Origin of the sequence: Kluyvera georgiana ATCC 51603 (assembly GCF_001654985.1) — a bacterium.
Classification (GTDB): Bacteria; Pseudomonadota; Gammaproteobacteria; order Enterobacterales; family Enterobacteriaceae; genus Kluyvera; species Kluyvera georgiana.
The window spans coordinates 1-1,439 of the sequence record NZ_LXEU01000118.1 but is presented as its reverse complement, the minus strand read 5'-3'; the positions used below and the strand labels follow the sequence as shown (position 1 = coordinate 1,439).

General features: G+C 52.7%; 1 rRNA gene. It reads left to right on the top strand.

The annotated features are described in order from the left end of the window. Positions 1-1,439: ribosomal RNA gene (locus M989_RS23910) — 23S ribosomal RNA — on the top strand; the annotation flags it as partial.

The following is a 1,439-nucleotide window of genomic DNA, read 5'->3' as shown; positions in this document are numbered from 1 at the left end:
GTGTGTTAGTGGAACGGTCTGGAAAGTCCGACGGTACAGGGTGATAGTCCCGTACACCAAAATGCACAGGTTGTGAACTCGATGAGTAGGGCGGGACACGTGGTATCCTGTCTGAATATGGGGGGACCATCCTCCAAGGCTAAATACTCCTGACTGACCGATAGTGAACCAGTACCGTGAGGGAAAGGCGAAAAGAACCCCGGCGAGGGGAGTGAAAAAGAACCTGAAACCGTGTACGTACAAGCAGTGGGAGCACCTTCGGGTGTGACTGCGTACCTTTTGTATAATGGGTCAGCGACTTATATTCTGTAGCAAGGTTAACCGTATAGGGGAGCCGAAGGGAAACCGAGTCTTAACTGGGCGTTAAGTTGCAGGGTATAGACCCGAAACCCGGTGATCTAGCCATGGGCAGGTTGAAGGTTGGGTAACACTAACTGGAGGACCGAACCGACTAATGTTGAAAAATTAGCGGATGACTTGTGGCTGGGGGTGAAAGGCCAATCAAACCGGGAGATAGCTGGTTCTCCCCGAAAGCTATTTAGGTAGCGCCTCGTGAATTCATCTTCGGGGGTAGAGCACTGTTTCGGCTAGGGGGTCATCCCGACTTACCAACCCGATGCAAACTGCGAATACCGAAGAATGTTATCACGGGAGACACACGGCGGGTGCTAACGTCCGTCGTGAAGAGGGAAACAACCCAGACCGCCAGCTAAGGTCCCAAAGTCATGGTTAAGTGGGAAACGATGTGGGAAGGCACAGACAGCCAGGATGTTGGCTTAGAAGCAGCCATCATTTAAAGAAAGCGTAATAGCTCACTGGTCGAGTCGGCCTGCGCGGAAGATGTAACGGGGCTAAACTGTGCACCGAAGCTGCGGCAGCGACACTATGTGTTGTTGGGTAGGGGAGCGTTCTGTAAGCCTGCGAAGGTGTCTCGTGAGGGATGCTGGAGGTATCAGAAGTGCGAATGCTGACATAAGTAACGATAATGCGGGTGAAAAACCCGCACGCCGGAAGACCAAGGGTTCCTGTCCAACGTTAATCGGGGCAGGGTGAGTCGACCCCTAAGGCGAGGCCGAAAGGCGTAGTCGATGGGAAACAGGTTAATATTCCTGTACTTGGTGTTACTGCGAAGGGGGGACGGAGAAGGCTATGTTAGCCGGGCGACGGTTGTCCCGGTTTAAGCATGTAGGCGGAGCGTTTAGGTAAATCCGGACGCTTACTAACGCTGAGGTGTGATGACGAGGCACTACGGTGCTGAAGTAACAAATGCCCTGCTTCCAGGAAAAGCCTCTAAGCATCAGGTAACACGAAATCGTACCCCAAACCGACACAGGTGGTCAGGTAGAGAATACCAAGGCGCTTGAGAGAACTCGGGTGAAGGAACTAGGCAAAATGGTGCCGTAACTTCGGGAGAAGGCACGCTGATATGTAGGTGAAGT